Source organism: Polaromonas sp. P2_G11 (genome assembly GCF_056403595.1).
The window spans coordinates 878,327-902,570 of sequence record NZ_JBFUFE010000001.1; the positions used below are offsets into that span (position 1 = coordinate 878,327).

At 58.4% G+C, this 24,244-nt stretch carries 24 protein-coding genes; 21 read left to right on the plus strand and 3 right to left on the minus strand.

The features are described from left to right. The 21 genes from AC1DWQ_RS04295 to wecB all read left to right on the plus strand — a co-directional run bounded on the left by AC1DWQ_RS04295 (position 1) and on the right by wecB (position 21,688). The gene (locus tag AC1DWQ_RS04295; RefSeq protein ID WP_477668926.1) at positions 1-588 is read left to right on the plus strand and encodes a D-sedoheptulose-7-phosphate isomerase; all 588 of its coding nucleotides are present in this window, start codon (positions 1-3) and stop codon (positions 586-588) included. After that, positions 585-1,310 (plus strand): acylneuraminate cytidylyltransferase family protein, encoded by a 726-nt coding sequence (locus tag AC1DWQ_RS04300; RefSeq protein WP_477668515.1) that lies wholly within the window; start codon positions 585-587, stop codon positions 1,308-1,310. The genes AC1DWQ_RS04295 and AC1DWQ_RS04300 overlap by 4 nt, the downstream gene beginning before the upstream one ends. A gap of 8 nt (positions 1,311-1,318) precedes the next feature. Further along, positions 1,319-2,695, plus strand: a complete 1,377-nt coding sequence (locus AC1DWQ_RS04305) for an aspartate aminotransferase family protein (RefSeq protein WP_477668516.1) — start codon at positions 1,319-1,321, stop codon at positions 2,693-2,695. Next, positions 2,692-3,129, plus strand: coding sequence for a VOC family protein (locus AC1DWQ_RS04310; protein ID WP_477668517.1), 438 nt, complete (start codon positions 2,692-2,694; stop codon positions 3,127-3,129). The genes AC1DWQ_RS04305 and AC1DWQ_RS04310 overlap by 4 nt, the downstream gene beginning before the upstream one ends. A 7-nt stretch (positions 3,130-3,136) precedes the next feature. Further along, positions 3,137-4,105: a class I SAM-dependent methyltransferase gene (locus AC1DWQ_RS04315; protein ID WP_477668518.1), complete on the plus strand. Its 969-nt coding sequence runs from the start codon at positions 3,137-3,139 to the stop codon at positions 4,103-4,105. Further along, a complete protein-coding gene (locus tag AC1DWQ_RS04320) occupies positions 4,098-4,937 on the plus strand; it encodes a sugar phosphate isomerase/epimerase family protein (RefSeq protein WP_477668519.1) in 840 nt (279 codons plus the stop codon). Before AC1DWQ_RS04315 ends, AC1DWQ_RS04320 begins: the two co-directional genes overlap by 8 nt. After that, positions 4,927-5,682 (plus strand): SDR family NAD(P)-dependent oxidoreductase, encoded by a 756-nt coding sequence (locus AC1DWQ_RS04325; protein WP_477668520.1) that lies wholly within the window; start codon positions 4,927-4,929, stop codon positions 5,680-5,682. Before AC1DWQ_RS04320 ends, AC1DWQ_RS04325 begins: the two co-directional genes overlap by 11 nt. 21 nt (positions 5,683-5,703) lie before the next feature. Next, the gene (locus tag AC1DWQ_RS04330) at positions 5,704-6,543 is read left to right on the plus strand and encodes an SDR family oxidoreductase (protein WP_477668521.1); all 840 of its coding nucleotides are present in this window, start codon (positions 5,704-5,706) and stop codon (positions 6,541-6,543) included. 29 nt (positions 6,544-6,572) lie between these two features. Next, complete coding sequence (locus AC1DWQ_RS04335; RefSeq protein WP_477668522.1) at positions 6,573-7,775, plus strand: polysialyltransferase family glycosyltransferase; 1,203 nt, start codon at positions 6,573-6,575, stop codon at positions 7,773-7,775. A 17-nt stretch (positions 7,776-7,792) separates the two neighbouring features. Beyond that, complete coding sequence (locus AC1DWQ_RS04340; RefSeq protein ID WP_477668523.1) at positions 7,793-8,686, plus strand: methyltransferase, TIGR04325 family; 894 nt, start codon at positions 7,793-7,795, stop codon at positions 8,684-8,686. Positions 8,687-8,699: 13 nt separating this feature from the next. Next, a complete protein-coding gene (locus tag AC1DWQ_RS04345) occupies positions 8,700-10,127 on the plus strand; it encodes a lipopolysaccharide biosynthesis protein (protein ID WP_477668524.1) in 1,428 nt (475 codons plus the stop codon). After that, a complete protein-coding gene (locus AC1DWQ_RS04350) occupies positions 10,124-11,122 on the plus strand; it encodes a CgeB family protein (RefSeq protein WP_477668525.1) in 999 nt (332 codons plus the stop codon). Before AC1DWQ_RS04345 ends, AC1DWQ_RS04350 begins: the two co-directional genes overlap by 4 nt. Then, entirely contained in the window at positions 11,115-12,146 is a 1,032-nt protein-coding gene (locus tag AC1DWQ_RS04355; RefSeq protein WP_477668526.1) for a glycosyltransferase, read from the plus strand. Before AC1DWQ_RS04350 ends, AC1DWQ_RS04355 begins: the two co-directional genes overlap by 8 nt. 11 nt (positions 12,147-12,157) lie before the next feature. Continuing rightward, positions 12,158-13,183, plus strand: a complete 1,026-nt coding sequence (locus AC1DWQ_RS04360) for a glycosyltransferase family 10 domain-containing protein (RefSeq protein WP_477668527.1) — start codon at positions 12,158-12,160, stop codon at positions 13,181-13,183. Between the two features lie 52 nt (positions 13,184-13,235). After that, positions 13,236-14,630: a hypothetical protein gene (locus AC1DWQ_RS04365; RefSeq protein ID WP_477668528.1), complete on the plus strand. Its 1,395-nt coding sequence runs from the start codon at positions 13,236-13,238 to the stop codon at positions 14,628-14,630. A 64-nt stretch (positions 14,631-14,694) separates the two neighbouring features. After that, on the plus strand, positions 14,695-16,401 hold the full coding sequence (locus AC1DWQ_RS04370) for a hypothetical protein (protein ID WP_477668529.1): 1,707 nt from the start codon (positions 14,695-14,697) through the stop codon (positions 16,399-16,401). Further along, positions 16,391-17,449, plus strand: a complete 1,059-nt coding sequence (locus AC1DWQ_RS04375) for a glycosyltransferase (protein ID WP_477668530.1) — start codon at positions 16,391-16,393, stop codon at positions 17,447-17,449. The genes AC1DWQ_RS04370 and AC1DWQ_RS04375 overlap by 11 nt, the downstream gene beginning before the upstream one ends. Before the next feature lie 5 nt (positions 17,450-17,454). Next, complete coding sequence (locus AC1DWQ_RS04380) at positions 17,455-18,678, plus strand: glycosyltransferase family 4 protein (protein ID WP_477668531.1); 1,224 nt, start codon at positions 17,455-17,457, stop codon at positions 18,676-18,678. A gap of 9 nt (positions 18,679-18,687) precedes the next feature. Beyond that, positions 18,688-19,545, plus strand: a complete 858-nt coding sequence (locus AC1DWQ_RS04385) for a dTDP-4-dehydrorhamnose reductase family protein (RefSeq protein WP_477668532.1) — start codon at positions 18,688-18,690, stop codon at positions 19,543-19,545. A 9-nt stretch (positions 19,546-19,554) separates the two neighbouring features. Further along, on the plus strand, positions 19,555-20,568 hold the full coding sequence (locus tag AC1DWQ_RS04390; protein WP_457281241.1) for a polysaccharide biosynthesis protein: 1,014 nt from the start codon (positions 19,555-19,557) through the stop codon (positions 20,566-20,568). Continuing rightward, on the plus strand, positions 20,561-21,688 hold the full coding sequence (gene wecB / locus AC1DWQ_RS04395; protein WP_477668533.1) for a non-hydrolyzing UDP-N-acetylglucosamine 2-epimerase: 1,128 nt from the start codon (positions 20,561-20,563) through the stop codon (positions 21,686-21,688). Before AC1DWQ_RS04390 ends, wecB begins: the two co-directional genes overlap by 8 nt. A gap of 12 nt (positions 21,689-21,700) precedes the next feature. Here wecB and rfbC read toward each other — a convergent pair whose 3' ends face one another. Genes rfbC through rfbB form a run of 3 tightly spaced genes read right to left on the minus strand, consistent with a single transcriptional unit; the run spans position 21,701 to position 24,169 of the window. Beyond that, positions 21,701-22,249, minus strand: coding sequence for a dTDP-4-dehydrorhamnose 3,5-epimerase (rfbC, locus tag AC1DWQ_RS04400; RefSeq protein ID WP_477668534.1), 549 nt, complete (start codon positions 22,247-22,249; stop codon positions 21,701-21,703). Beyond that, positions 22,246-23,136 carry a dTDP-4-dehydrorhamnose reductase gene (gene rfbD / locus AC1DWQ_RS04405; RefSeq protein ID WP_477668535.1) on the minus strand — a complete coding sequence of 297 codons (891 nt, stop codon included), beginning with the start codon at positions 23,134-23,136 and terminating at the stop codon, positions 22,246-22,248. Before rfbD ends, rfbC begins: the two co-directional genes overlap by 4 nt. A 4-nt stretch (positions 23,137-23,140) precedes the next feature. Then, positions 23,141-24,169 (minus strand): dTDP-glucose 4,6-dehydratase, encoded by a 1,029-nt coding sequence (gene rfbB, locus AC1DWQ_RS04410; RefSeq protein WP_477668536.1) that lies wholly within the window; start codon positions 24,167-24,169, stop codon positions 23,141-23,143. Positions 24,170-24,244 lie beyond the last annotated feature (75 nt).

The window sequence follows — 24,244 nt, forward strand, 5'->3', positions numbered from 1 at the left end:
ATGGAGCAGATCAAGACGCAGGTCGAGGCGTCCATCGCAGTCAAGCAGGCGCTGCTGGCTGACGGCGCGTTGCTGCAGCAGATCGAGAAACTCGCGCAGGCTTGCCTGGCCTCGCTGAAGGCCGGCGGCAAGATCATTTTTGCAGGCAACGGCGGCAGCTTTGCCGATGCACAGCATCTGTCAGCGGAGTTCACTTCGCGTTTCCTGTTCGACCGCGCGCCGCTCGCGTCGGTGGTACTGGCAGCCAACAATTCAGCGATCAGCGCGATCGGCAACGACTACGGCTATGAGTTCGTGTTTGCGCGCGAGCTCGAGGCACTGGCGAAACCGGAGGACGTCTTCATCGCAATCTCGACCAGCGGCAACAGTGCCAATATCCTGATGGCCGTCAAGGTCGCCCGCGAGCGCGGTGTGAGCACATTCGCCTGGACCGGCGCGAGCGGTGGCAAGCTCAATGAAGCTTGCGAATGCCTGCGTATTCCGTCGAATGAAACCGCGCGCATCCAGGAGTGCCACATTCTGGTCGGGCATATTCTGTGCGGCCTGGTCGAGGCCTGGTATTTTCCAAAGGGAGCCGAAAAGAAATGACAAAAATCGTGGCGCTGATTCCGGCGCGAGCGGGCTCCAAGGGAGTTCCCCACAAAAATATCAAACCCCTTGGCGGCCACGCGCTGTTGGCCTGGTCGATCGCCGCCTGCCTGCGGTCGGCAACCATCGACCGCGTCATCGTTTCAACCGACTCGGCCGAATACGCAGCGCTGTCACGGAAACTCGGCGCCGAAGCGCCGTTCCTGCGCCCTGAAGCGATCTCGGGCGACCGTTCGACCGACTATGACTTCATTGTCCACGCGCTCGACTGGCTGGCAGCCGAAAGCGGCGAGCCCGAATACATCGTGCATATCAGGCCAACCACGCCACTGCGCGACCCGCAGTTAATCGATGACGCAGTGAAAGCTTTCATCGCAGCGCCGCAAGCAACCGCGCTGCGATCGGTACACGAGATGTCCGAGTCGGCCTACAAGACCTTCGAGATGGCGGAGGGAGGTCAACTCAAGCGCCTTGGTGCGGACAATACCGAGCTTGACGCGGCGAACAACGCGCGCCAGCAATTTCCGAACACCTACCAGGCCAATGGCTATGTCGATGTGCTGTCGAGCGCGTTCATCCGGAAGTCGGGTCTGATGCACGGCAACCATGTGCTGCCCTTCATCACGCCATCGGTGGTCGAGGTCGACACGCTTGACGATTTCGAACACCTGGAATTCCAGATCACCCGGATGCCGGGTGTGTCACAAAAACTTTTCAACTGAAGACAATCATGGCCGCACATTCCTTTTCCCGCCTGCCCCAATCCGTTCCACCGGTCTCGACCGCCAACCGCCTGATCCAGACCGCGATCCCGACGCCGGGCACGCGCGAAGTGCTCGAACGGCTTGAGGCCTGCGAATCGCGTTCCATGCACGGGCAGTTGCCGCTGGTCTGGGATCGGGCCGAGGACTACAGCATTTACGACGCCGCCGGGAATCGGTGGATCGACTTCACCTCGACCATTTTTGTCGCGAACGTCGGACATTCAAATCCGCGCGTGACCGCCGCCATGAAAGAAACGCTGGACCGCCCGCTCTATGGTTGTTATGCCTATGCGAACGAAAACCGCGCGCGCTATCTCGAAAAACTGGTCGCGTTCGCCGGTGCGCCGTTCGAAAAGGCTTTCCTGCTTTCGGCCGGCACCGAGGCGACCGAAGGCGCACTCAAGCTCATGCGCATGAACGGCCAGAAGGAAGGCAAACGCCGCCGCGGCGTGATCTGCATCGAAGGCAACTGGCACGGCCGCACGATGGGCGCGCAAATGCTCAGCAGTAATCTGGCCCAGCGCGAATGGATAGGCTACCAGGATGTCGACATTCACCACATCCCGTTCCCCTATCCATGGGCCCTGGCCGGGCGCACGCCGGAAGCGTTTCTGGACGAAAGCCTGGCCAGGCTCGAGAAGGCCGGCATCGACATTGCGCAAGACGTTTGCGGCTTCATGCTCGAAACCTTCCAGGGATGGGGCGCAGTGTTCTACCCGCCAGAATATGTACAGGCCATCGAGCGCGTCTGCCGCAAGCATGGCATCCTGCTGACCTTTGACGAAATGCAGGCGGGCTTTGGCCGCACCGGCAAGGCCTTCGGCTTCCAGCACTACGGCGTGACACCCGACCTGATCTGCTGCGGCAAGGGCATGGGCGGAGGCGTACCGCTGTCCGGCGTGATCGGCCGCGCCGCGATCATGGACCTGCCCGATGTCGGCAACATGAGCAGCACGCACTCAGCCAACCCCCTGGTCTGCGCCGCTGGCCTAGCCGTCATCGAGGAGATGGAAGATCGCAATCTTGTCGCCGAAACCGCGCGCAAGGGCGAGCTGCTGTTTGCCGCACTGCACAAACTGCAGGCGCGTTTTCCCGACCGCATCTCACACCTGTTGGGTCGAGGCCTGATCGCGGCGGTACTGTTCAAGCACCCCAAGACCGGTGCGGCCGACGGCCCGTTCACGAGCCAGGTCGCCGAACTCTGCATGCAGAAGGGGTTGCTGGTCGTGCATACCGGACGCGAATCGATCAAGATCGGCCCGCCATTGACGATTACCGACGAAGCCCTGCTCGAAGGTGTGGATGTGCTCGGCGAGGCTATCGCCGAGATCGCGGCCAAATGATCACGCAGATTCGCCATACCGGCCTGGTCGTCGCCGACCTCGATGCGGCGCTGCGCTTCTGGCGGGACCTGCTGGGGTTCACCGTGGCACGGCAGATGGACGAGTCCGGGCCGCACATCGACGCAATGATGGGCCTGAAAAACGTACGCCTGACAACGTCGAAACTTACCGCACCTGAAGGCGGCATGATCGAGTTGCTTTATTTCCATTCGCACCCAGACAGGCCAGCCTGGACCGGAACACCTTATTCCACCGGCTTTACGCATGTTGCAATGACCGTGAAAGATATTGACGCCTTCTGCAAAAAGCTCGCAGGTGCGGGCGTCACTTTTTTTGCACCACCACAGCATTCCCCAGACGGCAAGGTCAAGGTCACCTACTGCCGGGGGCTCGAAGGCGTATTGCTGGAACTGGTCGAAATATTGCAGGAATGATCCCACAATGATCTTCACCCAACACTCTCACCAAGCCAGTTGCCCGCTCTGCAGGCAAGCAACCGCCAGCGTGCTGTCTACTACTTTGCGACGAGGCACAGGTATCGTTTTTTATTGTGAGTCCTGCCGACACGGTTTTCTTTCGGAGAATCAGGCACCGGACGCCAAAGCCTACTACGCAGAGAATTACCGCCAGGAGTATTCGCACAATGCCGAAGCCGCGGCGACCAACGCGCGCGAGATTTTCGACGTTTACAAAAATTACCAGCATGATCGGCTCAAGGCCATCAGGCCATACCTGTCGGCCGAAACCCGCCTGCTGGAAGTCGGCGCCTCATCGGGGCAGTTCCTGGTCAATGTCAAGGATCGCGTGGCGCTCGTCAACGCGATTGAGCTCGACAAGGCCTGCTGTGACTTCATGTCATCGGAGCTGGACATAGAGGCGGACTCAGAATTTCTGCGCGAGTCCCGCTTTGCGGACCAGCGATACGATGTGGTCTGTGCATTCCAGGTGCTCGAACACGTCGAGGATCCCGTTGTGTTTCTGCGCGACCTGCAACAGTCGACCCAAAAAGGTGCGACGCTGTTTATTGAAGTGCCCAACCTCAACGACCCGTTACTGTCGGTCTGGAATGTCAAGGCATACCAGAAGTTCTTCTACCATTCAGCGCATCTGCACTACTTCACCGAAGACTCACTAAGGAAAACCGCGCAGCTCGCGGGTTTCGGCAACGCGCAGATCGATATCTCATTCACTCAGGACTACAACCTGTTGAATCACCTGAACTGGATCATGAACAACGGACCCCAGGCGACCTGCAATGTTGGCCTCAGCGAAATCGACCTGGCCGGCACGGACACCGATATGTCGGCCTGGCTCACCGCGAAGATGAAAGCACTCAACGATGAATACGTCGCGCGACTCGTAAAGAACAAGGCAACCGCCAACATGATGATGGTGATCAAAAATGTCTGAGCGTATCGGTTTCATGCAGGGACGGCTGTCGCCGCTCGTCAACGGCCGCATCCAGGCTTTTCCATGGGACTGCTGGCAAGGTGAGTTTCCCACGGCCGCGGCTCATGGCTTCGGCCTCATGGAGTGGACGCTCGATCAGGACCTGCTCTACAGCAACCCGCTGCTGACCGGGGCCGGCCGCGCGGAAATCACGGCGCTGCGGGCAGCGCATGGAATACGCATCGGTTCGCTGACCGGTGACTGCTTCATGCAGAGTCCGTTCTGGAAGGCCGATACGGCGCAAGCCGAGCAGTTGCAAGAAGACTTTCGGGCCGTGGCCAAGGCTTGTTCCGCGGTCGGCATCGTCATGATGGTCCTGCCACTGGTCGACAACGGCAGCCTGGCGACACGCGCTCAGGAAGACCGACTGGTCTCCGTGCTGCAGGCTCACGCCCCGCTGCTGGCCGAACTTGGCGTGCAGGTGGTCTTTGAGTCGGATTTCGGGCCGTCCGAGCTCGCACGTTTCATCGAACGGCTGGATCCAGCATTGTTTGGCGTGAACTACGACATTGGCAACAGCGCTGGGCTCGGCATGCGGCCTGCCGACGAAATCGCGGCCTACGGCCATCGCATCGTCAACGTGCATATCAAAGATCGCGTGCTCGGCGGTACCACGGTGCCACTTGGCACAGGCAGCGCTGATTTCGAAACTGTTTTTTCGGCACTCGCAAAAGTTGACTACAAAGGCAATTACATCCTGCAAACCGCCCGGGCACATGACGGCGACCATGCAGGCGCGCTTTGCCGCTACCGCGACATGGCTGTCAACTGGATAGCACGCCATGGAGCTTGAACTCACCGGCAAAACAGCCCTGGTCACCGGTTCCTCACGCGGAATCGGCCGGGCCATTGCCGAGGCGCTGCAAGCCGAGGGCTGTAGGGTCGCGATAAACGGACGCGACGCCGATGCCTTGAAGTTGGCATCTATGACCCTGAAATCCGCGGCGGCTGTCGCGGGCGATGTCTCCGACGCAGGCCAGGCACGACAGGTTGTCGATGAAGCGACTCGGGCGCTCGGCAGGCTCGACATTCTGGTTTGCAATGTCGGTAGCGGCCGTTCGGTGGCACCAGGCCTGGAGACTCCCGAGGAATGGCAACGCGTGTTCGCACTAAACCTCTGGAGCGTCACCCATACGGTCGAGGCAGCGCGTACCGCGCTCGCCGCTTCGCGCGGCGCTGTGATCTGCATCTCGTCGATCTGCGGGCTCGAGGTCATTCCGGGTGCACCGGTTACCTATTCTGCTGCCAAAGCCGCATTGCACGCCTACGTGCGCGGCATTGCCCGACCACTCGGCGCCCAGGGTGTGCGCATCAATGCGATAGCACCCGGCAACATTCTGTTTGACGGCTCCGTGTGGGACAGAAAACTGGCAGCCGATGCAAATGGCGTGCAGTCAATGCTGGCCGCCAACGTCGCACTGGCGCGCCTCGGTACGCCGCAGGACATCGGTCAACTGGCGGCGTACCTCGCCTCACCACGCTCGGGTTTTGCAACCGGTGCAGTCTGGACACTCGACGGCGGCCAGGTCCGCGCATAGCGGCAACTCGAAGGAACACCCATGACTACCGCATTCAAAAAGTTCGATCTCACGGGAAAAACCGCGCTGATCACGGGTGCCGCAGGCTTGCTCGGCCGGCAACACGCTGCGGCCCTGCTCGAAAGCGGCGCGAGCGTGGTGCTTACCGACATCGGCGAGGACGCACTCGCGTCGGCCAGGGAATTTCTCGCGGGCACAGCGGAAATCGACCGCATCCACACGGCGATCCTCGATGTTTCGAACCCGGAAGCGGTCGCCGCGCTATCCGCGCGACTCGCGGCTGCCGGACAACGGATAGACATTTTGGTCAACAACGCGGCGATTGACCCCAAGGTTACGGCCGGCGCCGGCATGGTCGAAAGCTCTCGTCTCGAGAACTTTCCGATCGATCAATGGAATCTGCAAGTCGCGGTCGGGCTGACCGGCGCGTTCCTGTGCAGCCAGGTCTTCGGCACTGCGATGGCCGCCGACGACAAGGGCGGCGTAATCCTGAACATCGCATCAGACCTTTCGGTGTTCTCGCCGGACCAACGCCTGTATCGCAAACCGGGACTGCCCGAGCATCTGCAGCCCGTCAAACCGGTTACTTACTCCGTCATCAAGGCTGGCCTGATCGGCTTGACGCGTTACCTCGCAACCTACTGGCCAGAACAGGGCGTGCGCGCCAATGCAATTTCTCCGGGCGGTGTGTTCAATGGCCAGGGCGAAGAGTTCGTGACCCGGCTCAGCGCATTGATCCCGTTGGGCCGCATGGCGGCTGGCGACGAGTACCGTGCCGCCGTGCAATTCCTCTGTTCGGACGCCTCTTCGTATATGAATGGCCAAAATATCGTGATGGACGGAGGAAGGTCGGTCTGGTAGCAGCGTCCCACGGGCCGTTCAGCGCTGCGATGGCATCAACCACCAACCCCCATCACCACTCTCACCGGCTTTGCACACGTATGGTTTATTTCTCAATCGACAACGACCATCACACCAACCTGGCGTTGTCGATCATAGAAGAGAATCGGCTTCCCAAGTCCGGCGTGACGTTCATTTCACACCGGTCACCGCGCAACCAGTTGGCAGGGTCGCTAGGCTTCGCTCTTGAGCCGGTGGACGTCCATCCGCTATGTTCCGGCCTCAGCTTCAAGAATCCAATAAGTTACTTGAAGGCATATTTTCACCAGATACGGCTAAAGCACCGCTTTCAGTTCCGGTCGGGAGACTTGCTTGTCATCACAACGGAATATGAAATCAACAACGCATTTCTAGCCACGCAGATGCGGCACGCTGGTGGACAGGTTTATCTCTACGACGAAGGCATTGGGTTTTATTTCAACAACAGCAGCTTCCACGACCGGCATCTTTCGTGGACCGACCGGTTATTCCTGGTCCTTTACAACTTTGCCTTCAAGGCATTGGGTATACCGGCCTATGCCAAAAAAGGATTCGAAGGCCGGATGTATGTCCGAATACGCGAGAAATACCTCAATGCCATCTATTCGAGAATGCGCCTGCCTATCGATCGGCCCGTGGAGATTCGCGGTTATCGGCATTTTTTGGTGTCCGAACAGTCGTTTTTGCCAAAGAATGATCAGGTTGCGATCTTCTTCGCCAACAATCTCGACGCTTTTGGCCTGAAAACCGAAGAGCTTGCAATCTCCGCAGAAGCCCTGCGCGTGTTGGCCGCAGCTTTTTCGGAGGTTCACCTGAAAATTCACCCGGGAGATTGGGCCGCTCAAAACGAAGTGTGCAGCTTCTACACTGCGCTGGCTGCTCAGCATTCCAATATTCATCTCATCGATAACGCGATCTCCAGCAACACTGCCATGGAGCAAATAAGGCCTGGGGTTGTCGTTGGAACCATGGGCGCGGCGATGTTCGATGCTTTCTTTTTCGGCTGTCAGCCGATTTTCCTATTTCATCTGCTGCCATCCGTCAGAGAATTCGGCGTCTGCAACTTCACCTTGGATGGCTTGGGCTACCGCTACATCGCGAATCTGCGGGAAATTGACCCGGGATACAAGTCCGGCGTGAACATTTCCTCGTTACTCTACGACGGCCCGCAGACCTGGAATTCGAACGTGGAAACGCCGGCTTCGCAGACTTAGCCAGTCATGAGACACCCATGCTCAAACATCTGATCAAACAAATTCTGCCGCCCATTCTTTTCGTATTGGCGCGCGGAGCCTTGCAGCGGCTGAAGCCGGAACGACCGATTTATGACGGCCTCTATCGGGATGCAGCGGAGCTACAGCCGTCAAATGACAATCCATTCGAGCACCCGAACTGGATTTCTTATGTTTCCGAAAGGGCTCACTCCCGCGTCGACGGTGTCAGTCACCAAGACATGAACGAGATGTGCCTTTCGCTGATCGCATCGATCGCGCCCGCCGGTGATCACGCAGCCTCTTGTCGCATCGTCGATTTCGGTGGCGGCGTGGGTATGTATTGGCCGGCCCTGAAAACGCAAAATAAAGGGGGCAGGCAGCTTGATTTCACGGTCGTCGACAGCTCCGCCAACTGCGCACTCGGAACCAGGTTGTTCGGCGCAGATGGCGTGTCTTTTTCAACTGATTTTGAATCGCTGTTGACACACAGCGCCAAGATAGACGTACTTAACGTTTCAAGTACGCTCCAGTATTGTCTAGATTACGAAGCAACGCTGGCACTGCTGTGTCGCAGCCAGGCCAGGTTCATCATCGTATCCCGCCATCCGGCCCCCGGGGGCAATCAGCCTGTGGCCTACACCATGCAAAACGTCACGACCGTCAAAGGTTTTTGCGGGCGGATCCCGGTTGTATTGCTCAGCGTCGAACGGCTGGCTCAACTGATGCGCGGCCAGGGCTATGAGATGATTGCGGACTACTACAGTAACGCCGATTCCGGCAAATACTGGAAGAACGGCAAGAAGGCGATTCCAGAAGAATTCTCCCAAATTGTCGATCACGCCCTGGTTTTTCAGAAGCAACCGGGGCCACCTGCCGGCGATGCATCTGCGACTTCCGTCGTTGCTCTATGACCGGGAATAGAACGTGCTTGTAATCATCTTCGGGCGTGCCGCCCAATTCATCCTGCTCCTTTTGGTCATGCGGGTGGCTACGACTTATTTGCCACCTAGCGAAATGGGCCGTCTCTCGCTGATCACCGCCGCCACAGCCTTTTTTGCGCTTTTCCTCGTCAACCCGATTGGTATGTTCATCAATCGGAGGTTTCACGCCTGGGATGAACTCGGCCGCGCCAAACACTACCTCAAGCTGCACTGGATCTATCTTCTTGGTGTCTGCCTGTTCGCGGCGCTGACGCTCGGCGTGCTCAACAAAATCCACGCCTTCGGCTTCCAGTTCAATACCGCGTGGCTGCTGGTGCTGGTCTGTGGCTCGCTGTTGTTCAACACGATCAACCAGACCGCAATCCCATCGCTGAACCTGCTGGAGTTGCGCGGGCGTTTTATCGTCCTCACGCTCGCAACAATCGGCGTGGGCCTGGCGAGCGCCTATGCGCTGGTCGAATCCTTCGCACCGACAGCTGAATACTGGTTGCTCGGCTTGCTGATCGGCCAGACGGTGTTCGCGATCATTGGCGTCAAGTTGTTTTTCGACAAACTCAGCCCGGAGCAGCCCGCAGACAAACTGTCGCGCTCGCACCTCAAGCTGCTGTTCGACTTCGCCTGGCCGGTTGCAATCTCGGTCGGGTTTAATTGGCTGCAGACGCAAGGCTACCGCTTTTTCGTCGCCGACTCGCTGGGCTTGGCCGCACTCGGCCTGTTTGTCGCAGGCTACGGAATCAGCGCAGGGCTGATGGCCGCGTTCGAATCGGTGCTGACAACCTACTTCCAGCCGCGTTTCTACAAGCGGGTCAGCACCAGCACGATCGAGGAACAGTCCGCCGCCTGGAATAAATATGCTGGCGCGATCCTGCCCTCGCTGATGCTCGTAACCTTTTTGTTGATCAGTCTGGCGCCGGAGTTGACGCGATTCATGGTGGGCCCGGCATACCAATCGGCATCGCAGTTCGTGATCTGGGGCGTCCTGGCAGAAGGTGCACGCGTTGTTGCTGGCGTCTACAGCATGTCGGCCCACGCCAAGATGAAGACCCGTCTGCTGCTGCTGCCGAACCTGCTCGGCGCGGTCATCTGCATCGTGCTGATCAAGTTTCTGGCGCCTGGCATGGGTGCGCATGGCGTGGGTCTGGCGCGCTCGCTGGCCGGCGTCGGCATGTTGGTCGCCATGCACTACCTGATGATCGTCGCGCTCGACATGCGGCTGCCATTGCGTATGCTGTTCAAAGGCACCGCAATGGGCGCTGGCCTGATGCTGCTTGCGACGGCCGGCCGGTGGGCCATGAACAGCCAGGGCATCATTGCGGCGGGTGTACTGATCGTTGTCACCGGGCTGGCCTTTCTGCCGATGTTCTACTGGCTGCTTTATCCATATTTGCCAAGGCACGACAAAGTTTCATGAAAATCCTCCTTGTTTGCATGTCGTATGACTATGGAGACCCGACGCGCGGTCATTCGTACGAGTACTACAATTTTTACCAGAGCCTGCTGGCGCTCGGACACGAGGTCGTGTTGTTTGACTACATGACCGAGATTCAGCACCTGGGCAAGCCAGCCATGAACCGCAAGCTGCTCGAGGTCGCGGCGGCGTCCAGGCCTGACTTCGCGATGTTCTCGCTTTACACCGATCAGTTCGAGCCGGACACGATCAAGGCGATGAAACAGCTCACATGCACACTGTGCTTTTTTCACGACGACACCTGGCGCGTCGAATTTTCCCGCTACTGGGCGCCACAGTTCGATTTCTTCACAACACCCGACGTATATGGTGAGCGGAAATACCGAGCATTGGGCCTGGAAAATGTGATCTATTTCCCGTTCGGCTGCAACAACAGCATTTACCGAAAAGCGTCTGTCGAAAAAATATACGACGTGTCGTTTGTAGGTGCCTGGCACCCCTATCGCGAATGGCTCATCAATCGCCTGCGCAGAGCGGGGTTCAATGTCAAAGTTGCCGGGTACCGCTGGCCAGGCGGCATCGTGTCGCACGAGGAGATGGTCCAGCTGTTCAATGAAAGCCGCATCAACCTGAATATGTCGAACTCGACCTCCTGGGACGCGCGTTACCTGCTGTCGTCCCCGCGCGGTCTGGTCAATCGCATCCGCTCGCCGAAGTCCGTCGAACAGATCAAGGCCCGTCATTTCGAGATTAACGGCACTGGCGGGTTTCAGCTCTCGTACTACGTTGAGGGACTGGAACGGCACTACGGTATAGGCACAGAGATCGCCATCTACCTGGACCCCGACGACCTTCAGCAAAAGGTTGCGCTTTATCTTGCAGAGACTGCACTGCGAGAAAGCATCGCCGATGCCGGTTATGCCCGGACTCTTGCGGAGCACACCTTCGGCCACCGCTTTCGACACGCGTTCGCCAGGATGGGACTCATCGATGCCTGACAATACACTGCCACTGGTCTGCATCTGCATCCCGACTTATAACGCGGAAAAAACCGTCGCAGCCACTTTGCATTCGGTGCTAAACCAGAGTTACGGGAACCTCAAAATTCACGTGGTCGACAATCATTCGACCGACAGCACGATCGCAGTTGTCGAAGGATTTTCTGACAGCCGCATCACGCTCTACCGCAACGCGGTCAATATCGGTGGCGAAGGCAATTTCAATCGTTGCATCGAACTGGCAACGGGGAAATACACCGCGATTTACCATGCGGACGATATCTACGAATCAGATATGGTCGCGTCACAGGTCGCATTTCTCGAGGCGCACCCACAAGCCGGAGCAGCGTTTACACAAGCACTGCTGATCGATGAGGACAACCGCCTCATCGGTGCGATCCAACAGCCCCCCGAATTGGCGGCCACTGGCCCGCTGCATCATTTTCCTGAGGTCTTCAGGGCGATTCTCAAGCACTCCAATTTCCTGATCTGTCCCAGCGTGATGGCGCGCACCAACGTTTATCAGCAGAACATCAAGAGCTGGCGTGGGGAACTGTTCGGCCCGAGCGGCGACCTTGACGTCTGGCTCAGGATGCTGCAGCTTGGGCCCGTCGGAATACTGCCGGGAGCGACCATGCGATACCGCATCAGCAGCAGCCAGTGGTCGGCAAATGTGCGCCTTGATACGCGCCGTGCGGCTTTTTTCACAGTGATGGACTACTATCTCGCACAACCCGACGTGCGCAAGCTGGTTACCGCCGAGGATATGGTCAACTACGGACGCCTCGAACGTCGTGACCAGGTCATGCGCGCCGCCAACGCCCTGTTGCGCGGTGAACCGCAGCAGGCTCGGGAACTTTTCCCCAATGTATTTTCACCGGACGCCCTAAAGGCAGCTCTACAGACCAGACGGGGGCTCGGCGTTTTTCTGCTGGGCCTGTATCTCAAGGTCATGCTCAGTTTGCGGCTCGATGGTCTGGCCAGGACTTCGCTGGTTCATCTCAAGAGGATAAGCAAGAAGTGATTCCCGCCCCAGTGTCCGACGAAATTTACATCGACACGCCGCCTGCCTACCGGCAGGACCGGATGTTCGATTTGTCGAATCTCGCGCTCAATCGCGACGGGACATTGGTGCCCTACGCGCGCGTGCGCGAAGTGCACGCCAGTGCCGGCAGAGCCGTACGCACCGCCGACTACCTGATGTCCTTGCCGGCAAACAACGCCCCCAAGGACTACTACTCGCTCGGCGTCCTCGACAACTTCAAGATGCTGGCTGCACGTCCTGATGTACACCTTCGAGCCTTTCTGGTGCTTGAGCCACCCGTCGTCGACCCGAGCATCTACAAGGCATTACCGGAGCTGACCGCAGCTTTCGAGCGGGTCTATGTCCACAACGTGAACGGTGACGGCTATTCGCTCGCAGGTGTTGACAGCTCGCGGTTGCGCCAACTCTATTGGCCGCAGCCTCGCGAAGATGTTATGGAGCCGTACTGGTCTCGGTGTGAGCGCCTCAACCGCATCGTGGTGATCAACGGAAATCATGTGCCACGCAAAGTACCGAACGAGCTCTACAGCCGCCGCATCGAGGCGATGACCGAACTGGCGGAATCCGGTGTTGTCGATCTTTACGGCCGCGGCTGGGCCAAATTGAAGGCTCGTACGTCTCTCTGGTGGCCCTATATAAGCCGGCGCAAAACGCTGCTGTCGATTTACAAAGGCTCGTGCGAATCGAAATACGAGGTACTGAGTCAATACAACTTCTGCCTCTGTCTCGAAAACATGGCGATGCAGGGCTACGTAACCGAGAAAATTTTCGACTGCTTCTATGCGGGAACGATTCCCCTGTATTTGGGCGCTCCCGATATCAAGCAGTTGATCCCTGAGGAGGCCTATATCGATTGCCGTGAATTTTCATCATGGCAGGCCGCCTACCAGGCAGTCGCGGCGATGTCGCCCGAAGCGATCCAGCAGATGCGCGAACACGGCCGGCGTTTTGTTCGCAGCGAGCAGGGCCGGCGATACACCGACTCATTGCTGAAAATAGTCGGAGACGCGTCATGAAAACCCCGCGCTCCGTCGAATCCGATTCGCAGCGCGCTCGAGGCCGGCCAAGATGATCAGAAATCCATTTTTTGAGCTTCCATGGAGCAAAGACTCTCAGGTATTGCTGATCTTTCTCACGGTATTTTCGTGGTCGCTCTTCCCGGTGATGCTGAAGCAATTCAACGTCACGCTGTTCCAGGCCGGTTTCGCGATCTGCCTGCTCGTGATCTGTCTGTTCGTCGCTCTCACAGCGCAGCGCAACCAAGTGATGCTGACGCCCCTGCATAAACTCATGCTGATTTGCGGGGCGGGCTATCTATGCATGCTATTGATTGCTTCTGTCCATGCGACGTCGAGGACCAGCATCGTGCAATGGTGCATCCTCTTCACCAAGTTCCTGTTTTTCCTGTTTCTGCTTTTCCACATCAATCGAAAATTTGTCTACGCAAGCATGCGCATCTATGCGAACCTGATGGGCGCGACAGTTGTTTTTTCGCTTGCCGCCATAGCTGCGGTGTTGCTCAGCATCCATCCCTTCAGCACGATGGAAGTCGGCGGACGTGCGGCGGACGTTTTCTTCGGTGCCTACTACATCACCAACACGCCTATATGCCCGCCCACGCCGGTGTTCCGCATTCAGGGACTCAGCGAGGAGCCGGGAACCTACGCGTTCGCATTGATGCCCGCGCTGTTCTGGTTCCTCATCGCGGAGAAGGCTTATCTTCGGTCCACCGTTATCGTGCTCGGATTGATGCTTAGCATGTCCCTCGGTGCCGGGCTTTTTCTCTGCATGGTGCTGGTGCTGATTTTGCTTCTGATGGTCATCAAAAGGTCTGTCGGCAATCATAAATTGGTGATCTTCCTGGCGGGTGCAATAGGCGCCATCGCGCTGATGTACGGCCTGGCCGGCGCCTGCACCAAACAGTATCTTGAGAACTTGAGCGACAAATCCGCCATGACACTGGTCGAAGGATGCATGAAAGAACATTCTTCCGACCGTGAGACCTGCGTGCGTCGAACTGCGCATGCGATGAGTACCACACCAACCGGCAAATCATTGTCCCTTCATGACCGAAAAGAGGGGCTGCGTATCGTCATCGATTACTTGAAGGCGCATCCGGTCGGAACCGGCGCCGCGCTCGGCATGCAAACCGTGCAGAACTCGATTGCCGTAGGTTATGCGGTCGCGACGCTGGAATCCGGCATCGTGGGTGGGGTCTTTTACATCGGCCTTTTTGCGGCGATGGGCTGGCTCGCCTTGCGAACCATCGCCAAGGCCGACAACAAATCATTCGACGGACGCGTCAACGTGGTGGTGTCACTAAGCATCGGCGCGGTTCTCGTAATGGGCGCTCAGCGAATTCAGCCCGATCTGAGCTTCTGGCATATGTGGCTCTACGCAATATGGTTTCACCTCCTGCAGTCAACGGTATCGGGCGTCAGCACCGACTCACGAACTCTTTGAAACCAACATCCACAGAGCACAACTTGTGACCTGCGACCTTCAAACACCCCAGACCACGACAAACATGATTTCGCGACTCCTGAAAACCATCGATATGCCACCGGGGGAAAACCTGTGGGCCAGGAGCATCATGATCGCGGGCGTCGGCATCTGGCTCATATTTTTCACGCTGGGACTGTCTGGCTACGCCGGCGCGAAGGAGTCTTATCTGCTTTTTTCGGCCGCGACCGGAGCCATGCTGATCACCGGATGCCGTCAGAAACACAGTTACGGCTATTTGTTCCTGACGGTATTTCTGTGGCTCGGGCTCTGGCTCAAACTGACGATTCACACAATTTTCAATTACCCATATGTCGAGCCCATCGGATTGTTCGAGGGTGCGCCAGCAGCGTGGGACGAAGTACTGCTGGTGGCAAGCGTGGCCAGCTTGGGTGTCATTGCTGGCGGCATAGCCTATGCAGGCCTGGCAAGGCGTATCAGCCCCACGCGTGAGGAAAAGAAACTCATTGTGCCCTCATGGTACGAACCAAATCGGAAATGGCTATGGCTTGCGCTGGCGCTCGCGACGGCAGGCGTGCTGGTTGTCAATCTGGCATACGGAATACATCGAATCGGCCTTGCGCCAAAAGCGTCTCTGATGTGGCCGCTGAACTCGGTAGTAGCCTGGCTGCTCAACATCGGCCTGGCTACTTTCGTTGCCCTTTTTGCCTGGTGGGACATCACGCTCGGGAAGAATCCCGCCTTGGCAGCTTATGGCATTTTGATTGAAGCTTTTCTCTCGAGCACGTCGATCCTGAGCCGGGCAGCCTATATCTTTCACGCCGTTCCACAACTTTTCGTTTTACACCAATTCAGGCACAAGCTGGCGGGCTGGTCGCGCCTGAAAACAATCATGCTTGCCGCTGCCTTTTGCGGGCTGCTGGTGATATCCATATCGGCCGTCACGACATTCCGGAACTATTTCTACCAGACCGGTCTGTATACAAGCACGGCCTATCACGAGGCCTACTACCGTTGGGAAATTGTCAGCGGCCATCTCGGTACGCTGGAGGCCCAACTCAAAATTGCGCCGGCAGAGGAACGTCCGCCCATCATTGAATTAATGCGAAAACTGAATATCGAGAAAATACAGCTGGAAGCGATCATGGCCGCCGAAAAGAAGAAATGGGCGGAAGCCATGGGCACGGATTCAGCGCAATCCCGGCTGTTACTCAATGAGTTTGGTTATCAGCTGACCGACGGTTTTTCGGCCCGCCTCTTGCAGCTAAGCGTTGACAGATGGATAGGCCTGGAGGGCCTGATGGCCGTGCAGGCCTATCCAGGCAAGGACCCGGCGCTCTTGCGTCGCGGTTTTCTGGAGAAGCCGGCGATAGGAAAACCCGATATCTACCAAAGCATCTCGAAGTCTGTGTACCTCAAGTCCGACGGTACAAAATTCAGATTTGCAAGCCTGCCTGGCGGGCCGGCCTTCCTCTATTACAGCAATTCGCTCTGGATTGTCGCGCTCGGAATGGTTATTTTTACGTTCCTGGTGCTGCTTGTCGAGCTTTTGATACGAACCTTGACCCGCAACCCCATTCTCTGTTCGCTTTACGGCGTCGTGATGGCCAGCACCGCTGTTCAATTCGGCGTGGCTCCGCAGCAAAGCATTCCTTATTTTCTGGTTCTCGGCTGCGGTATCCTGCTGGTATGGACGGTCCATACGCATGGTTTTGCGTTCGCTCTGTACAAGTTGAAACTGGCAAAAGCCCCGCCACCACGTGACAACTAAAACGGCAACAACCCTTTTTGTCCACGCCACCAATGTGCACTCCGGCGGAGGGCAGTCGTTGCTGCGCGCGCTGCTTGAGGCTCTGCCGGCTGGTCGTGACACAACTGCGTTGCTCGATAGCCGCATGCCAGTGCCGAAGACTCATCTTCCGCATCTGAAAGTCATTACTGTTGCGCCGACCGTGTGGCGTCGTTTCTGGGCTGAATGGTGGCTTTCCAAATCCGTGGGGGCGGCTGACCTCGTGCTGTGCTTCGGCAATTTGCCACCGCTCTTCAGGCTGAAAGGGCGCACCGTGGTGTTCGTGCAGAACCGTTATCTCGTCGACCCGGTGACGCTCGCCAGCTTCCCTCTCAGGACACGCCTGCGGCTGTTGATCGAAAGGGCATGGTTCGCCCACAAGGCCCAAAACGCGCAAGCCTTCGTCGTGCAAACTCCTTCAATGCGCGACCTGCTGAATGCCTCTGGTCTGGCAAAGGGCAAACCGGTTTCGGTACTGCCCTTTGTGAGCACCAGCGCCGGCTATGAGAGAAACAGCACCCCGAAGGCATGCGATAGCGCATGCGGCTTCATCTATGTAGCTTCAGGTGAGCCTCACAAAAATCACAAGCGGCTCATGGAAGCCTGGATTTTGTTGGCGGATGACGGCATGCATCCTTGGCTTTGGCTGACTGTCGACGCCAATGCCCACCCTGAACTCTGCGCATGGATCGATGAAAAGAAGGCCCGTTACGGTCTGAATGTTGAAAACCTCGGCGCGAGGCCACACGACGAAATCCTGCGCCTCTACGCCCAGGCGAAGGTACTGGTTTATCCGTCACTGTTCGAGTCGTTCGGCCTGCCACTGATCGAAGCGCGCCAGGCGGGCCTGGCAATCCTGGCGTCAGAACTCGATTACGTACGCGACGTGGTCGACCCCGAGCAGGTATTCGACCCCCATTCACCGGTCTCCATTGCCAGGGCAGTGAAGCGCTTTCTCGGCCAAAGCGAGCAGCCCCTTCCGCTCATGAACGCCGGCGAATTCCTCGCCCATGTTTTCCCCGAAGAGTGACCCAATTGCGTATCCTGATCGTCAGCCAGTATTTCTGGCCAGAAAGCTTTCGCATCAACGATGTCGCGAAAACGCTCGTTGAAAAGGGCTTCGAGGTCGATGTATTGACCGGCAAGCCCAATTATCCCGAAGGTTCGGTTTTTCCCGGCTACCGGGCCTGGGGCTGCCAGCGTGAATCATGGGCCGGCCTCTCGATATACCGGGTACCCCTTGCGCCGCGCCGGAAAAAGGGCGCGTTGAACCTGGTCTTCAACTATCTGTCGTTTGTCGCCTCAGGCACTCTTTTTGGTGCGTGGCAGCTGCGCGGCAAACGCTACGACGTCATTTTTGCCTACGGTACTTCGCCAATCCTCCAGGCGATCCCGGCGTTGTTCCTCGGTTGGCTGAAAAACTGCAAGGTTGCCGTCTGGGTCCAGGATCTCTGGCCGGAAAGTCTGGAGGCCACGGGTTATGTGCGTAATCGGCGTGCACTGGCATTGGTGAGGTCCGTCGTTCAGAGCATTTACGCAGGTACCGACCTGCTTCTGGTGCAATCACAGGCATTTGTACCCAAGGTTCGCGAACTGGCCGGCGGCACACCGATCGCCTATTACCCGAATTCGGTCGACCCGCTATTTGCCGCGCCCGGCGACGCACCAGCGCCACCGATACCGGTTATGGACAGCGGCGCGTTTTGCGTCGTATTCGCCGGCAATATCGGCGCCGGGCAGGCCGTCGAGGCCATTGTCGAGGCCGCTACCCTGCTCCGCGAGCGTCCGGATGTCCAGTTTGTGGTCGTCGGCCAGGGCAGCCGCCAGGCCTGGATGGCCGAAGAAGCTGCGGCACGCGGGCTCACCAACCTGCACCTGCCCGGCCGTTTCCCGGTCGAATTGATGCCCGGCCTCATGCAAAAGGCCTCAGCGTTACTCGTAACCCTGACCGATCAACCGATTTTCGCGGCGACCATTCCCAACAAGATCCAGGCCTATATGGCCGCTGGACGACCGATAATTGCCTGTTTGAACGGGGAAGGTGCCCGCGTCGTCGAGGAAGCTGGGGCTGGCCTTTCGGTTCCGGCCGAGAATGCGCCGGCCCTGGCCGCCGCGGTGATTCGGCTGGCTGAGATGAGTGCACCAGAACGCGCCACTCTTGGCGCCAACGGCCAACGGTATTTCAAAGAGCATTTCGACCATGACATGCTGACACTTCAGCTCATGGACCATTTCCGCGCACTGGCGGAATCTTCTTGAGGTTTTTCGATGAGAGTTCTTGTATTGGGTGCCAGCGGCATGATCGGCAGCGCCATGATCCGCGTCTTGAGCCAGAAAAAGGATTGGCAGGTCTTCGGCAGCATGCGAAATGCCGCGGCGCTGCGCTTTTTTGAGCCCGCCATCGCCGAGCGCATGCTGACCTTTGTCGATATCAACGACCGCGACAGCGTCATCCGCGCATTTGCCCACGCCCGGCCTGACGTGGTCGTTAACTGTATCGGCCTGACCAAGCACCATACCGAAGCTGATGATCCGTTGCTCGCGATTCCCATCAATGCGTTGCTGCCACACCAGCTCGCCGGGCTGTGCCTGGCGGCGTCGGCACGTTTGATCCATATCAGCACCGACTGCGTCTTCTCGGGCGCCAAGGGACACTACATCGAAGCCGACGCGGCCGATGCAAAAGATGTCTATGGCAAGTCCAAGCTCCTGGGCGAGGTGCTGGGCCAGGGCGCGATCACTTTGCGCACCTCGACAATAGGCCACGAATTGCAAAGCGCTTACGGGTTGCTGGAATGGTTCCTTGCACAACAGGGTTCCTGCAAAGGCTTCAACAAGGCCATTTTTTCGGGTCTGCCGAATGTCGTGTTCGCCGAAATCGTCCGCGACATCGTGATTCCACGGCCTGAGCTGTCCGGCCTGTACCACGTTGGCGCTGCCCCGATCGGCAAATACGACCTGCTCAAGCTGATCGCCGCAGCCTACGGCAAGGCCATTGATATTCAGATGGACAATACGTTTACGATGGACCGATCGCTCGATTCCAGCCGTTTCCGCGAGGCGACAGGCTACACCGCACCGGCCTGGCCCGAGCTTATCGACACCATGCATTCCTCCAAACTGTAAGAATCAGCCATGTTTGACAACAAAATACTGATGATCACCGGCGGCACCGGTTCGTTCGGCAACGCCGTCCTCAAACGCTTTCTCTCAACGGAAGTGCGCGAAATCCGCATTTTCAGCCGCGACGAAAAAAAGCAGGAAGAGATGCGGATCGCGCTGAACAACGACAAGCTCAAGTTTTACATCGGTGACATCCGCGACTACGACAGCATTCACCAGGCGATGAAGGGTGTTGACTATGTGTTTCACGCGGCAGCACTCAAGCAGGTCCCGTCCTGCGAGTTCTATCCGATGGAGGCGGTGCGTACCAATGTACTGGGCGCGGAGAACGTCATGAACGCAGCGATCGCCCATAACGTCAAGCGCGTCGTCGTCCTGAGCACCGACAAGGCGGTCTATCCGATCAATGCCATGGGTGTGTCCAAGGCAATGATGGAAAAACTCATGGTCGCCAAGGCACGCATGCAAAACGATGGCGAGACCGTGCTTTGCGCCACGCGTTATGGCAACGTGATGGCGTCGCGCGGCTCGGTGATCCCGTTGTTCGTCTCGCAGCTCAAGAGCGGCGCGCCGCTGACCGTGACCGACGCCAGCATGACCCGCTTCCTGATGTCACTCGACGATTCGGTCGACCTGGTGCTGCACGCGTTCGAGCACGGCCAGCAGGGCGACATCTTTGTGCAGAAGGCGCCGGCCTCGACTGTCGCCGACCTCGCGCAAGCGCTCAAGGACATCTTTGGCGGCAACGACCAACCCACCAAGATCATTGGCACGCGCCATGGCGAAAAGCTCTACGAAACGCTGGTGTCGCGCGAGGAAATGGCCCGGATCGACGACATGGGCGCGTACTACCGCATTCCCGCAGACAACCGCGATCTCAATTACGCCAAGTATTTCAGCGATGGCGAAGAGCGGATTTCGCAACTGGACGACTACACATCGCACAACACCGAGCGGCTCAATGTCGCCCAGGTCAAGGCGCTTTTGGGGAAACTGGATTTTATTGAGGAGGCACTTCGTGTTTAAAGTGATGACGGTAGTCGGGACCCGGCCCGAATTGATCAAGATGAGCCGCGTGATTGCGGCGCTCGACAAGCACACCCAGCACATTCTTGTGCACACGGGCCAGAATTTCGACTACGAGCTGAACCAGATTTTTTTCGAAGACCTGCAGATTCGCAAGCCCGACCACTTTCTCAATGCAGTCGGCGAAAATGCGGCCCAGACCATCGGCCAGATCATCATGAAGGCCGATGAAGTGTTCCAGGCTGAGAAGCCCGACGCCGTCCTGCTCTATGGCGACACCAACTCATGCCTGGCAGTGATCGCGGCCAAACGGCGGAAAATCCCGGTATTCCACATGGAGGCAGGCAACCGCTGCTTCGACCAGCGCGTTCCCGAAGAACTCAACCGGAAGGTGCTCGATCACCTGTCGGACATCAACATGGTCCTGACGGAACATGCACGGCGCTATCTCATCGCCGAAGGCGTGCGGCCCGAAACCATCATCAAGACCGGCTCGCACATGCGTGAGGTCGTCGACCACTACCGCCCGCAAATCGACAAGTCCGACATCATTTCGCGCCTGTCCCTCAAGCCCAATGAATTTTTCCTGGTCAGCGCGCATCGCGAGGAAAACGTTGACTCGCCCGACGCGCTGAAGGACCTGCTCGAGACCTTGACCGAGCTTGTCAAAAAGTATGGCTTCCCGGTGATCGTTTCCACCCATCCACGCACGCGAAAACGGCTGGAGGAGGCTGGTTACGAAGGCCTGGACAAGCGCATCGTGTTCGGCAAGCCGCTCGGGTTTTTCGACTACATGAAACTGCAGGTCGAAGCCAAATGCGTGCTGTCCGACAGCGGCACCATCACGGAGGAGACTTCGCTGCTCAACCTCTGCTCCATCACCCTGCGCAATGCCCACGAGCGCCCCGAAGGCATGGACGTCGGCACCCTCATCATGAGCGGCCTCAAGAAGGACCGCGTGATAGACGCCATCGAGATCGTGACGTCGCAATATGACCGCAACCGGCGCCCGGTGCTGCCCATTGCCGACTACGAAAATCCGTTCGTCTCGACGCAAATTGTGCGTGTCGTGACGAGCTACATCGACTACATCAACCGGGTCGTCTGGTCGAAGAAATAATACGCGCGGCGGCTATGGCGGCAGCTCGGCTTGCGCCATCGTCGCGCCGTCACAATCCCTGGCTGAAAGCAGAGGTACAGTGCCAGCCAGGGGCCAGGAAATCGCCAGATCCGGGTCGTCCCAACGGATGCAGCGTTCATGTTCGGCGGCGTAGTAGTCGGTGGTCTTGTACAGCACGTCGGCAAATTCGCTAAGCACCAAAAAGCCGTGCGCAAAGCCCGGCGGCACCCAAAGCTGCCGATGCTCCTGGGCCGACAACTCGAACGCGACCGAACGCATGAAATTCGGCGAGGAGCGCCGGACATCGACCGCCACATCCCAGATGCTGCCGCTGACCACCCTCACGAGCTTGCCTTGGGGTTGCCTGAGCTGGTAATGCAGGCCGCGCAGCACATGGCGAACCGAGCGCGAATGATTGTCCTGTACAAAACCGCCGTCAAGCCCGGTTGCCCGCTCAAAATCGCGCCTGTTGAAGCTTTCGAGAAACAGGCCCCGCGCGTCGGCATGAACTTCAGGCTGAATCAGCAGCACTTCGGGCAGGGCCGTCGGGGTGACTTTCATGAGAGCTCCTCAACCATTTTGGCGACACCGGTTTGCCAATCGGGAATGTCGACCCCGAAAGTCCGCCGCAGCTTCGAAGTATCAAGTCGTGAGTTCAATGGACGGCGGGCTGCCTGCACGTAGGCAGTTGACGCCACGGGCTGGACTGCATCTATGGGCACACTGGGCAACAGGCCGGTCTTTTGTGCCTGCTCAACGACAAAACACGCATAGCCATGCCAGGAAGTTTCACCGGCGGCAGCCGCGTGATAAAGCCCGGCCAATTGCTCATCCGCGAGAACGCGCGTCAACGCCAACACAGTCAGGTCGGCCAGCCAGGCCGCTGCGGTGGGCGCACCGAACTGGTCGTTAACCACCGCCAGCCGGCCGTCCCTGCGCAACTTGTGCAGGATTTTCTTTGCAAAGTTTTCACCATGCGCCGCATAAAGCCAGCTTGTGCGGAAGATCAGGTGTCGTGCGCAATTTTTCGCGACCAACTGGTCGCCGAGCAGCTTGCCAAGGCCATAGGCGTTCAGCGGCAAGGCGGTGTCGTCCTCGGTCCACGGCCGCGTTCCTCCGCTGCCATCAAAGACATAGTCGCTCGAATAGTGAACAAACCAGGCGCCGGTCTCTTCACACGACCGGGCCAGCACGGCCGGTGCATCGGCATTGATCGCGTTGACCATATCAGGCTGGCCCTCGGCCGCATCAACGTCGGTGAAAGCCGCCGCATTGACGACGATATCGGGCCTGGCTCCGAGTACGGCGTTCCGGATACCAACGCTGTCGGCAAGGTCGCCGCCAGGCTGGCTCCGATCAGGTGCAATCACCTCGCCCAACGCGGCCAGGCTGCGCAAGAGCTCCGCGCCCAATTGCCCGCTCTTGCCGAACAGCAGGATCTTCAGCATGGACTCACCCGGTATGGCCGCGCTCACGCACCGCTTGCAGCCAACCTGGGTTGTCCAGGTACCAGCGCACGGTGTGGCGCAGGCCGGCTTCGAAGCTCTGGTCAGCATGCCAGCCCAGCTCATGGCGGATCTTGCTCGAATCGATGGCGTAACGGGCATCATGGCCGCGGCGATCGGCTACATGGGTGATCAAGCCGGCATAGCCGGCCGGCACCGGCCGCAATTCATCGAGCAGGCGGCAAATCGTGCGCACGACATCCAGATTGGTTTTTTCTCCCTGGCAACCGATGTTGTAGGTCTCACCGGGCCGGCCGGCCTCCAGCACCATGCGGATCGCCTTGCAATGGTCCTTGACATACAGCCAGTCGCGCACCTGCAGGCCATCACCGTAGACCGGCAGGGGCCGCCCTTCGAGCGCTGCAACAATCATGTGGGGGATCAGTTTTTCCGGAAACTGGTAGGGCCCATAGTTGTTGGCGCAGTTGGTGGTAAGCACCGGCAGGCCATAGGTGCGATGGCTGGCACGCACCAGGTGGTCGGCGGCCGCCTTGCTTGCGGCATAAGGGCTGTTGGGTTCATAGCGGTCAACTTCGCGGAAAGCCGCCGCCGCCGACGTCAGCGAGCCATAGACTTCATCCGTCGACACCTGCAAAAACCGAAAGTTCGTGCCGCTTGATCCTTCCAGCCCCGACCAGTAGGCGCGCGCGGCCTCCAGCAGGCGGAAAGTGCCTACGATATTGGTCTGGACGAACTCTTCGGCCGCGTCGATGGAGCGGTCGACATGCGACTCCGCCGCGAAGTTGATGATGGCGCGCGGCCGGTGCAGCGCGAGCAGGCCGGCCACCCACCGGCTGTCAGCGATATCGCCGTGCGCAAAGACATGGCGGCTGTCACCCTCAAGCCCACGAAGGTTGTCGCGGTTGCCCGCGTAGGTGAGCTTGTCGATATTGAGGATCGGCTCATCGTGCAACGCGAGCCAGTCCAGAATGAAGTTGGCTCCGATAAAACCGGCTCCGCCAGTGACCAGAATCATGGATAGCCTTTGTTGACGGCACACGTGCGGCAACGGCGCCTGGACCGGGATTATCCCCCAGCCGCGGCGCCGCCA

Excerpts from the sequence above, each read along its gene's own strand:
- rfbB (WP_477668536.1), bottom strand. The coding sequence starts at position 24,169 with ATGATTCTGGTCACTGGCGGAGCCGGTTTTATCGGAGCCAACTTCATT.
- AC1DWQ_RS04385 (WP_477668532.1), top strand. The coding sequence starts at position 18,688 with ATGAGAGTTCTTGTATTGGGTGCCAGCGGCATGATCGGCAGCGCCATG.
- AC1DWQ_RS04300 (WP_477668515.1), top strand. The coding sequence starts at position 585 with ATGACAAAAATCGTGGCGCTGATTCCGGCGCGAGCGGGCTCCAAGGGA.
- AC1DWQ_RS04390 (WP_457281241.1), top strand. The coding sequence starts at position 19,555 with ATGTTTGACAACAAAATACTGATGATCACCGGCGGCACCGGTTCGTTC.
- AC1DWQ_RS04315 (WP_477668518.1), top strand. The coding sequence starts at position 3,137 with ATGATCTTCACCCAACACTCTCACCAAGCCAGTTGCCCGCTCTGCAGG.
- AC1DWQ_RS04295 (WP_477668926.1), top strand. The coding sequence starts at position 1 with ATGGAGCAGATCAAGACGCAGGTCGAGGCGTCCATCGCAGTCAAGCAG.
- rfbC (WP_477668534.1), bottom strand. The coding sequence starts at position 22,249 with ATGAAAGTCACCCCGACGGCCCTGCCCGAAGTGCTGCTGATTCAGCCT.
- AC1DWQ_RS04320 (WP_477668519.1), top strand. The coding sequence starts at position 4,098 with ATGTCTGAGCGTATCGGTTTCATGCAGGGACGGCTGTCGCCGCTCGTC.
- rfbD (WP_477668535.1), bottom strand. The coding sequence starts at position 23,136 with ATGCTGAAGATCCTGCTGTTCGGCAAGAGCGGGCAATTGGGCGCGGAG.
- AC1DWQ_RS04310 (WP_477668517.1), top strand. The coding sequence starts at position 2,692 with ATGATCACGCAGATTCGCCATACCGGCCTGGTCGTCGCCGACCTCGAT.
- AC1DWQ_RS04330 (WP_477668521.1), top strand. The coding sequence starts at position 5,704 with ATGACTACCGCATTCAAAAAGTTCGATCTCACGGGAAAAACCGCGCTG.
- AC1DWQ_RS04355 (WP_477668526.1), top strand. The coding sequence starts at position 11,115 with ATGCCTGACAATACACTGCCACTGGTCTGCATCTGCATCCCGACTTAT.
- AC1DWQ_RS04340 (WP_477668523.1), top strand. The coding sequence starts at position 7,793 with ATGCTCAAACATCTGATCAAACAAATTCTGCCGCCCATTCTTTTCGTA.
- AC1DWQ_RS04370 (WP_477668529.1), top strand. The coding sequence starts at position 14,695 with ATGATTTCGCGACTCCTGAAAACCATCGATATGCCACCGGGGGAAAAC.
- AC1DWQ_RS04365 (WP_477668528.1), top strand. The coding sequence starts at position 13,236 with ATGATCAGAAATCCATTTTTTGAGCTTCCATGGAGCAAAGACTCTCAG.
- AC1DWQ_RS04350 (WP_477668525.1), top strand. The coding sequence starts at position 10,124 with ATGAAAATCCTCCTTGTTTGCATGTCGTATGACTATGGAGACCCGACG.
- AC1DWQ_RS04305 (WP_477668516.1), top strand. The coding sequence starts at position 1,319 with ATGGCCGCACATTCCTTTTCCCGCCTGCCCCAATCCGTTCCACCGGTC.
- AC1DWQ_RS04335 (WP_477668522.1), top strand. The coding sequence starts at position 6,573 with ATGGCATCAACCACCAACCCCCATCACCACTCTCACCGGCTTTGCACA.
- AC1DWQ_RS04325 (WP_477668520.1), top strand. The coding sequence starts at position 4,927 with ATGGAGCTTGAACTCACCGGCAAAACAGCCCTGGTCACCGGTTCCTCA.